Origin of the sequence: Bradyrhizobium sp. BLXBL-03 (assembly GCF_051853015.1) — a bacterium.
GTDB classification, from domain to species: domain Bacteria; phylum Pseudomonadota; class Alphaproteobacteria; order Rhizobiales; family Xanthobacteraceae; genus Bradyrhizobium; species Bradyrhizobium manausense.
Genome location: NZ_CP182470.1, coordinates 7,745,542 through 7,755,000, shown reverse-complemented (window position 1 = coordinate 7,755,000; position 9,459 = coordinate 7,745,542). Strand labels below are relative to the sequence as shown.

Annotated in this window: 8 protein-coding genes (1 of these 8 only partly in view); 3 read left to right on the top strand and 5 right to left on the bottom strand. The window is 62.1% G+C overall.

The genetic code is table 11. The annotated features are described in order from the left end of the window. On the top strand, positions 1 to 247 hold the 3' end of the coding sequence (locus ACNJX9_RS36555; RefSeq protein WP_439406955.1) for a hypothetical protein. Its footprint begins 344 nt before the window's first position; only the last 247 of its 591 coding nucleotides appear in the window; its start codon lies beyond the left edge, outside the window; its stop codon occupies positions 245 to 247. A 207-nt stretch (positions 248 to 454) separates the two neighbouring features. Here the strand turns inward: ACNJX9_RS36555 and ACNJX9_RS36550 are convergent, their stop codons facing one another. Then, positions 455 to 1,543: a TRAP transporter substrate-binding protein gene (locus ACNJX9_RS36550; protein ID WP_439406954.1), complete on the bottom strand. Its 1,089-nt coding sequence runs from the start codon at positions 1,541 to 1,543 to the stop codon at positions 455 to 457. Between the two features lie 292 nt (positions 1,544 to 1,835). Between ACNJX9_RS36550 and ACNJX9_RS36545 the strand changes: the two genes are divergently transcribed. Beyond that, positions 1,836 to 3,554: a sulfatase-like hydrolase/transferase gene (locus ACNJX9_RS36545; protein ID WP_439406952.1), complete on the top strand. Its 1,719-nt coding sequence runs from the start codon at positions 1,836 to 1,838 to the stop codon at positions 3,552 to 3,554. A gap of 38 nt (positions 3,555 to 3,592) precedes the next feature. On the opposite strand, the gene ACNJX9_RS36540 is transcribed toward ACNJX9_RS36545, so the two are convergent. Then, positions 3,593 to 5,542: a PAS domain S-box protein gene (locus ACNJX9_RS36540; protein ID WP_439406951.1), complete on the bottom strand. Its 1,950-nt coding sequence runs from the start codon at positions 5,540 to 5,542 to the stop codon at positions 3,593 to 3,595. A gap of 186 nt (positions 5,543 to 5,728) precedes the next feature. On the opposite strand from ACNJX9_RS36540, the gene ACNJX9_RS36535 reads away from it, so the two are divergent. Beyond that, positions 5,729 to 6,076, top strand: coding sequence for a hypothetical protein (locus ACNJX9_RS36535; protein ID WP_439406950.1), 348 nt, complete (start codon positions 5,729 to 5,731; stop codon positions 6,074 to 6,076). Here the strand turns inward: ACNJX9_RS36535 and ACNJX9_RS36530 are convergent. From ACNJX9_RS36530 to ACNJX9_RS36520, 3 genes are all read right to left on the bottom strand, one after another. Continuing rightward, a complete protein-coding gene (locus ACNJX9_RS36530; protein ID WP_439406949.1) occupies positions 6,036 to 7,343 on the bottom strand; it encodes an NAD(P)H-dependent oxidoreductase in 1,308 nt (435 codons plus the stop codon). The two genes, ACNJX9_RS36535 and ACNJX9_RS36530, sit on opposite strands and share 41 nt — an antisense overlap. 138 nt (positions 7,344 to 7,481) lie before the next feature. Further along, entirely contained in the window at positions 7,482 to 8,282 is an 801-nt protein-coding gene (locus tag ACNJX9_RS36525; protein ID WP_439406948.1) for a phytanoyl-CoA dioxygenase family protein, read from the bottom strand. Positions 8,283 to 8,644: 362 nt separating this feature from the next. Beyond that, positions 8,645 to 9,457, bottom strand: a complete 813-nt coding sequence (locus tag ACNJX9_RS36520; protein WP_439406947.1) for an alpha/beta fold hydrolase — start codon at positions 9,455 to 9,457, stop codon at positions 8,645 to 8,647. Positions 9,458 to 9,459: the final 2 nt, after the last annotated feature.

The following is a 9,459-nucleotide window of genomic DNA, read 5'->3' as shown; positions in this document are numbered from 1 at the left end:
CCTCGTGCTCGGCGGCTTCGATCCCGCCACCAAGAAATATGTCGGCGCCGAGGCCGTGTTGAAAGCGCAGATCGCGCAGGTCGAGGCCGACAAGAAGATGCCGGCCAAGGACAAGAAGGAAGCGCTCGACGAGCTCAACCAGGCCCTGAAGACCCCGGCACCTGCGGTCGAGAACAAGGCCAACATCGATCTCGTCGGCAAGTATTACGACAAGCTCGTCGCCGCGCTCGGCGACGACCAGAATTGAGGATTGTGGTGCGCGCCTTGCACCGCTGCCGTAGGGTGGGCAAAGGCGCGGTAGCGCCGTGCCCACCACCTCTTTCGTTCTGACAAATATCGTGGGCACGCTTCGCTTTGCCCACCCTACGAGACCTTCATTGTCGCAAAGACAAAAAGCCCCGGAGACATCTCCGGGGCTTTCGTCGTTTCCGCCCTTCCTTGCGACCTCAACGCCTCACGTCCTCGTCCGCATCCGCATCATGAAACTGTCGAAGCTCAGCTCTGCCACCTGCATCCAGGCCAGCGATTCGTTGCGATAGGCCGACAGGCTCGCATACATCTTGCCGAAATGCGGATTGCTCTTGGCGAGATCGGCGTAGATCTCGCCGGCCGCGCTGTAGCATCCCTCCAGCACATCCTGCGGGAACGGCTTCAGGATCGCGCCGGCCACCAGCAGCCGCTTGAGCGCGGGCGGATTGAGGGCATCGTACTTGCCGGTCACCCAGGTGAAGGCGTCACGCGAGGCGCTCTCGACCGCGGCCCGATAGTGCTTCGGCAGCGCGTTCCACTTGTCGAGATTCATGATGTTGTGGCCTTGGCCGGTGCCCTCCCACCAGCCGGGATAATAGTAGAACTTGGCGACCTTCACGAAGCCGAGCTTCTCGTCGTCATAGGGTCCGACCCATTCGGCGGCGTCGATCGTGCCCTTCTCCAGCGCCGGATAGATGTCGCCGCCGGCAATCTGCTGCGGCACGCCGCCGACCTTGGCGATGATGGTGCCGGCAAAGCCGCCGACCCGGAATTTCAGTCCTTGCAGATCCGCCATCGACTTGATCTCCTTCCGGAACCAGCCGCCCATCTGGGCGCCGGTCGATCCGGTCGGGATGCCGATGATGTTCTGCTCCTTGAGCAGATCGTTGACCAGGTCCTGGCCGCCGCCCCATTGCAGCCAGGAAATGTGCTGGCGCGTGTTCAGCCCGAACGGCAGCGCCGTGCCGAAGGTGAAGGCGGGGTTCTTGCCCCAGTAATAGTACAGCGCGGTGTTGCCGATCTCGACCGTGCCATTCGAGACCGCGTCGAGCACCTGCAGGCCCGGGACGATCTCACCGGCTGCGAAGGGCTGGATCTGGAAACGGTTGTCGGTGATCTCGGCGACGCGCTTGCAGAAATATTCGCAGCCGCCATAAAGCGTATCGAGTGCCTTCGGCCAGCTCGCGGCGAGCCGCCATCGCACCTCCGGCATCGATTGCGCGATCGCCGGCGCAGCGACCACACTTGCGGCCAGGCCCAATCCGCCTGCCGTCAGGAATTTACGACGTTTCATGCGTGTCCCCTCTCTGTGGTGTCGATAGCTCGACGAGGGATCGCGATCTTGTCGTCGCTTTGCTCTTCGCCGGCGGCCGACGTGTGTCCGAAATTCAGAATTCCGGATCGTGGTCAGGATGACCAAAGCAAACCTGCAAATCAAGCGCACTTTGGTCGCCCCGGCGATCCCTCGTTTTGCCGGCGCCCGTCAATGCTGCGCTGCGAACGCCGCTTCCGTGGTTTTGCGGGTGTTCACTGCCAGGGCCACGGAAGAGAGGCGGCTGCCTTGAAGAACGGCAGATGATGCCCGGATGAATCCGAGCTCCCAAATTGCAAAATTCAAGAGCTCGGGGCATCCTCAATCCATGATTTTGATTTTCATTCTCGGAGCAGTCATTGCCGCCGTTGCGCTGACCGAACGGAGCGTTGAACATCTGCCGTTTGCGGTCGCAGCTCTTCTCTTCAATGCAGCCCTGCTGCTGGTTTTTGTTGCCGATGTCGAGCGAGCGATCCTGCTGTCCGGCCTGCTGGCCGTGGCGATATCAGGCATATCCTCAGTCAAATTCGACCACAGCGCGCTCAAGCTGACGGTTTCCGATCTGCCCCTGGCGTTTGCAGGCACGGTCCCGTTTTTTGTCCTGCAATACCCACGCATGATGCTGGGTGTTCTGGCCGCAGGCGCGCTGTTCGCCTTCGCCTCAAGCGCGGTTCTGCTCTATGGCGCGGGTTCTCCCATTCCCGTCACGCCTCGCGTTCTCTTGCTCCTGCTTGCGCTCATCGGCTTTGCCAAGGCTTGCGCGTCAAAGGGCGTTACGTCTTTGCGGCTCACTCTGACGCAAGGGCGGTGCTTCTACTCAACCTTCATGGCCTCGCTGGTCGACCCTGCTTGCTGGCGACAGTTCGGTGCGTTGGCGCTGAGCGATATCGCCAACGAACCGCTGCCCTTGCGGGCGGCCATGCCGGCGCGCTCCGCCTGTTCTCCCGACATTATCGTCATCCAGCACGAGTCCGTCTTCGACCCGCGCATTTTCGGCCTTCCGGTCGATCCAACAGTCGAAGCCTTCCTGTCCCCGCCAGATGCGGAATTTGGCGGCCTGAACGTCGACATCTACGGCGGAGGATCGTGGCAATCCGAATTCAGCCTGCTGACCGGCCTCTCAAGTGCCAGCTTCGGTTCAAGCGCCTACTATCTCTTCAAGAAGGGCGCCGGCCGCTTTCATAGCAGCCTGCCGCGTTCGTTGGCCTCGCTCGGCTACCACTCGACATTGATTTCAAGCTGTCGCCGCGGATTTCTCAGCTACGATAAATTCTACAGTTCGATCGGTATCGACGACCGCATCTTCGTCGATGAACTTCCCCCGCCATTCGATCTCAGGCGTTTCGAGGCAACAAATTCCGACGCCGTGTTTCTGGATGCGGTCATCGCTGCGTATGCCAAGAGGGTCGCTCACGACCCGACGCCGAGATTTCTTTATGCGCTGACCAACTTCAATCACGGCCCGCACACTAGGCAGCTTGTGCCCTCAGGCCTTTTCGAGAGGGAACGCGCCTTTGCCATGGCCAGCCTCCCCAATGCCGGATATGCCGAATACTACACGCGACTGGCAGAGACCGCGTCAGCCTGGCAAACCGCCAGAGCCAGGCTGGCCAGCAGCTTCCCTGACCGGCCTGTTCTCATCGTGCATTACGGCGATCATCAACCCGTGCTGACGAAACAGATCGATCGACAGCTGAAACGACCGGAAGATGGGCGGAGCCCTTTTCGTACCTTCTACGCGATAGAAGCCCTCAATATCCCTCACTTCAGCCCCGGACCAGGCGCAGACCTCGATATCGCCTTCCTTGGTACTGTCGCGTTGCAACGGGCGGGCGTTGCGCTTGATCCGGTCTTCGCCACCCGTGCGAGCTTGATGGATGATTGCCGGGAAGCCTACTTCGCCTCAAGCTCCGAACGGAAACGGCGTTTCCATCGCACGCTCGTGGATCTGGGCCTCATAGACCTGATGCCGAACGCCCGGCAGGCTCGTTAAGATCGAGCCTCACTCCCCGTCAGGCTTTACCGCTCGTTTCACCTTCGATCCAACAGCTCGCGAATCTTCAGCGCCAGCCTTGCCTGAGTGACGGGCTTTTCCAGCAGTTCCACGCCCTCGTCGAGCCGCCCCTGGTGAACGACGGCGTTGCGCGAGTAACCTGTCATGTAGAGAATCTTGAGTTTGGGCCTGATCTGCTGCGCGCGCCGTCCCAGATCGCGACCGTTGATGCCGGGCATGACGACATCGGTCAGAAGCAGATCGACCTGCTGATCTTCCTGCAACAAAATGGTCAAAGCGGCCTGCGCGCTGCTGGCAGACAAAACCCGATAATTGAGATCCCGCAGGACGTCCGAAACGTAGGTCCTGAGATCGGCATCGTCTTCGACGACGAGAATGGTCTCTACAGCGACGCCTTCCGCCACGAACTGGTCCGCAGGCTCAGAACTGGGCTGTGCACTGCCCGCGTAACGCGGGAAATACATCTTGATGCTCGTGCCTTCCCCGACCTCGCTGTAGATCTTCACATGTCCGCCGGACTGTTTGACGAAACCATAGACCTGGCTCAGTCCAAGCCCGGTCCCCTGCCCAGGCTCCTTGGTGGTAAAAAACGGCTCGAATGCATGATTAAGGACCTCCGGCGTCATGCCGGAGCCGGTATCACTCACGCAGATAGCGACATATTGGCCGGCTGCGAGCTCCGGGTTGACACGCGAATAGTCTTCGTCAGCGGAGACATTGGCCGCCTCGATGGTCAGCTTCCCGCCGTCGGGCATCGCATCACGGGCATTGATCGCAAGGTTGACGATCGCCGATTCCAGGTGGTTCACGTCCACTTCGATCTGCCAAAGACCGGCGCCGCCCACCGTCTGCACTTCGATGCGTTCACCTAAAGTGCGCTGAAGGAACTCCTGCAGGCCACTCAGGAAGCCGTTGAGATTGATCGGCTTGGGATCGAGCGCCTGACGGCGCGAGAAGGCGAGCAACCGAGATGTCAGCGCGGCGGCCCGCTGAGCGCCGCGCTTCGCATTTGCCAGCGCGCGATGGAGATTCGGTGCTCCGACGTTGCGGCTGTTGCGCTCTGCATTCTCGAGGTTTCCCAGCACGATCATCAGAAGATTGTTGAAGTCATGCGCGATGCCTCCGCTGAGCTGTCCGACCGCCTCGAGCTTCTGGGATGCAACGAGTTGCTCCTGGACCCGGTGCAGCTCGTCCTGGGCCTGCTTCCGCTCGGTGAGATCACGCGTGACTTTCGCAAAGCCGATGATCGTGCCGCTCTCGTCGGTAATCCTGTCGATGACGACCGAGGCCCAGAAGCGCGTGCCGTCCTTGCGCAAGCGCCAGCCCTCGGCTTCGAACCGACCTTTTTCGGCGGCCTCCTTCAGCGCCAGTTTCGGCACTTCTTTTTCAAGATCCTCGGGCGTGTAGAAGGTGCTGAAATGCCGGCCGATGATCTCCTCCGGCCGATAACCCTTGATGCGCTCGGCTCCGGGATTCCAGGTCGCGACATGTCCGGAGGGATCGAGTTGAAAAATCGCGTAGTCGACGACGGCTTCAACGAGCCGGCGATATCGTCGTTCGCTTTCCAGCAGGTCGTTATGGGCCTGCTGCCGCTCGGTGATGTCTCTCGTCACCTTCGCGAACCCGATCAGACCGCCTTCCTCGTCACGGATGGCATCGAGAACGACGAGCGCCCAGAAGCGGCTGCCATCTTTTCTGACGCGCCAGCCTTCAGTGGCAAACCTTCCTGTCTCCGCGGCGGTTGCCAGCGCCTTGGACGGCAAATCCTTCTGCCGATCTTCGGGGGTGTAAAAGGTCGAAAAAGGCTTCCCTATGATCTCATCGGCGGCATAGCCCTTGAGGCGTTCAGCGCCCCTGTTCCAGGTCCTGACACGGCCGTCGGTATCCAGCATGAAGATGGCGTAGTCGATGATCCCGTTGATCAGCAACTCAAGGCTTTGGGGATCCGCGGCGGCGGTCGTTTTCATTCAAGGGGACTCTGGAGACGGAACGGGGCTAACTCCCAGCCGCGGAATAGGTTCCCGCGCAGGAATGTCTGCTTGTTCCTTGAAGGCAAGGGTTGATGGAGGTGAGCGCAAACAGGGGCAGCTCATTCAGCTTGATGCACACTGATCCAAGGTCGGGCGAGCGTCGTATAGCAGACGGAGGCTCGAATGAAGCGCGACAACGTCCTGCAATTCCCTGCTCCCGGCCACGATCTGTCATCCGATGCCTTTGTTTCCGAGCTCACAAGGCTCTGTGATGAGTTGGCATCCGAACTCTCGTATGGAGCAGAGTCTGGCGGGTTCGGCGACCAGCTGATGCGCATCGAGAAATCAAGTATTCTGCTTGCAAGCATCAGTCAGCTGGTGTCGCGGGGCCGCGACCGTCTACGCGCAGCTCAGTCATTCGAGCGGATCATGCATGCAGTCGCCGAGTTGCGCTCCGAGTTCGAGGGATGTGTCTCGCAAGATCTGGTTGCTACTTCGCGAACGCCGCCTCCATCGCCTTCCGTGTCCTGATCGTCTCGTTGTTCGCGTCGAACTCGACGTCGTTCCAGCGCACGATCTCGCCATGGGCAACGTCGTGCTTCAGCTTGAGACGATGGGCGAGGCCGATCGGCAGGGCGCCGGCTTTCAGGCTCGCGGCCGCCGGCACCAGCTTGCCCCACACGGTGTAGCCGCCTTCGCCGTCGAGCATTTCGCCGGCGCGCAAATTGCGCTTGGCGACGGACGCGACATCGCCGCGGAAGCCGAAAGGTTGCCCGGTCGGCTCGCCCCGCAGCGCCGCCGACAGCACCGAGATGTTCAGCTCGAGCCCGATCAGATGATAGGGCTTGTACATCGCCGCAAAGCGTCCGCTGGCATCGGTCTTCAGGCCATATTGCTTGAAACAGTCGGCGGCGTAATCATTCGGCGCCTCCAGCACGACATAGACGCCCCAGCGCAAATCGCGGAACACCGGCCGGCCGTCGCGCTCCAGCGAGGAGACCACTTCCACCACGCCCGGCCGCTCCAGCACGCCGCCGCGCGACCGTGGCCGCATGATGTGCGGCAAATCGTCGACGCCGCAGGGCGGAAACAGAAGTCCCTCCGAGGGCACGTCGAGGGCGCAGGCATTGGCAATCGCTGCCATCTCGATCGCCGATTTGGTGCCGTCGAGGAAGGAGTTGAACATCTGCGGGTTCATGCCGGCCGACTGGGCTTCGCCGGCGGTGAGACCATAATGCTGCCAGACGCCGTCAGGTGTCACGTCGTGATAGGCCGGCAGATATTTCGTGCCCTTGCCGGCGGCGACGACGCGAAAACCGGTGGCGCGGGCCCAGTCGACCATCTCCGCCGTCAGCGCCGGCTGGTCACCATAGGCGAGCGAGTAGACCACGCCCGCGTTGCGCGCCTCCTCGGCAAGCAGCGGGCCGGCGAGCACGTCGGCCTCGACATTGACCATCACGATATGCTTGCCCGCCGCGATCGCGGCGCGCGCATGGCGGATGCCGACGGCCGGATTGCCGGTCGCCTCCACCACCACCTCCATCGCGCCGCCGGCAATCGCACGCGCGCCGTCATCGGTGAAAACGGTTGCGGCGATCCGTTCGGCGCTCCAGCCGACAGTGCGGCAGGCCTCGCGCGCGCGCTCGCGGTCGATGTCGACTATAACAGGCACCTCCAGTCCCGGCGTGTGCGGCACCTGCGCCAGAAACATCGAGCCGAACTTGCCGGCGCCGATCAGCGCGACACGGACAGGCTTGCCGGCGGACGCGTGGGCCTGGAGCATGCGGAAGAGGTTCATGGGGGATGTCCTACGTACAACAACTAAGGCTCGTCATTCCGGGGCGCGCGAAGGGCGAGCCCGGAATCCATCGGGCCGCAGAGACGGCGGATAAATGGATTCCGGGCTCGACGCTACGCGTCGCCCCGGGATGACAGTTCACTCCGCCGCCTGTCGCGGTGCCCGCGCCAGCCGCACCAGCGCATCATCATCCACCGTCTTGATCGGCGTGAAGTCGCGATGGGCGATATACTCGGGGCGCGTCGGGTTTCGGATATAGTTCGAGACCGCGTTCAGGGTCAGGTACACGATCTTGCGCGGGTAGGGCGTGATGTTGCCGCTGGAGCCGTGCACCAGATTGCCGTGGAACATCAGCATGCCGCCAGGCTTGCCGGTCGGCGCGACAATGCCGCCCTGCTTGACGAGGCGCGTCACCGTGTCCTCATCCAGCGTCCACAGCGGGTACGACGTCGTGGCGAGATCGTGCGAAGCTTCGAGATCGCCGGCATTCTGGCTGCGTGGCACCAGCATCAAGGGGCCGTTGATCGGCATCACCTCGTCGAGGAAGATCGCAATGTTCATCGCGCGCGGCTCCGGCATGCCGTCGTCGCGCTTCCAGGTGCCGTAATCCTGGTGCCACTGCCAGACGTCGCCGGTGAAGGCCGATTTCGCGTTGATCTTGAACTGGTGCATGTAGACAGGCTCGCCGAACACCTGCTCGACCGGCTCGATCATGCGCGGATGCTGAGCCAGGATGCGGAACGCCTCGTTGTAGAGATGCGCGGCAAACGCCGTGCGTGGCGCGCCGCTCTTCTCGCGCCAGACCTCGGGCCGGTTGGTATCGTAAATGGCGACCGCCTCGCGCGCCAGGAGATCGACCTCTTCCTGGCTGAACAGTTCGGGCAGAAACAGCCAGCCCTCGCGGTGGAAGAACTCCAATTGCTCCTGGGACAGTTTCATGGGTCGTCCTCCTGTTTTGTCGATTTTGTTTTTGTTCGTCGTTCCGGGGCGATGCGCAGCATCGAACCCGGAACCTCGAGATTCCGGGTCGCGCTATCGCGCGCCCGGAATGACGGCGCGCTTGCCGCTACGCCGCACCTCGTCCGTCGCCCGCAATCTCTCCTCAGTCATCCGTCCCGCCGTCTGAGCATGTGCGAGCGCGGCGCGTTCGGCCGCATCTAATATGGAATTCCGTAGTCAACGATATCGCCGGAGGGAGGGCCGTCAATCATTGGCGGTTTTGGCTACGTAAGCCCTTGATTTTATTGATGCGGTCTACTGTGCATGGGGTTGTTTTCGAAGTTGTGGGACAGCGCCGGGCGCTACTCCGCCAAAAACCGATCCACCACTTCGCAAAACTCCAGTGGCGCCTGCTCGAACATCCAGTGTCCGGCGTTGGGGATCACCGCCGTCTTGGCGCCCGCGATGTGCTCCGCCAGCACGCGCCATATCACCGACAGACTTCCCGTCGTTGCGCCGCCGCCGATCAACAGCGTCGGCGTCCTGATCGCCTGCGCATCGCTGCGCGTGTAGGGCCGGCGCTGCTCGTTGATCTGGCCGAGGAAGGTCGGCGTGTTGTCGCGCAATTGCTGCTTTGCCGCCGCCGGTACGCGCCGCCACGAGCCGTCGCCTTCGATACCCTCATAGAAGTTTTGCAGCGCGCCTTCGATGTCGCCGGCACGGATCATCTCGACCGAACGCGTCGTCTTGGCCGCGAGCGGTGGATACGCCGGCGTGCCTTGCGGCAGTGGCAGGCTGGCGTCGAGATCGCCGCCCGGCTCGGCCAGCACCAGTTTGCGCAACAGATCAGGCCGCGCCTGTGCGAGGCGAAACGCGATGTGCCCGCCGCGCGAATGGCCCATCAGGTCGACCGGGCCCGGCTTGACCTGCTCGATGAAGGCCATCACGTCGGAGACGTGCTGCGCCATCTTGTAGTCGTCACCGACGGCATCCCAATGTTCAGGAAAGAAATGCCGCAGGCTGACTGCGATCACACGATGATTTTTCGACAGCGGGCCGAGCACCGAATACCAGGTGCGGAAATCCCCGAGCGTGCCGTGCACGCAGAGCAGCGGGGGGCCCTCGCCAACTTCGAGATAGGCCATGTCGTAACCGTTGACGCGAAAGCTCTGCATGA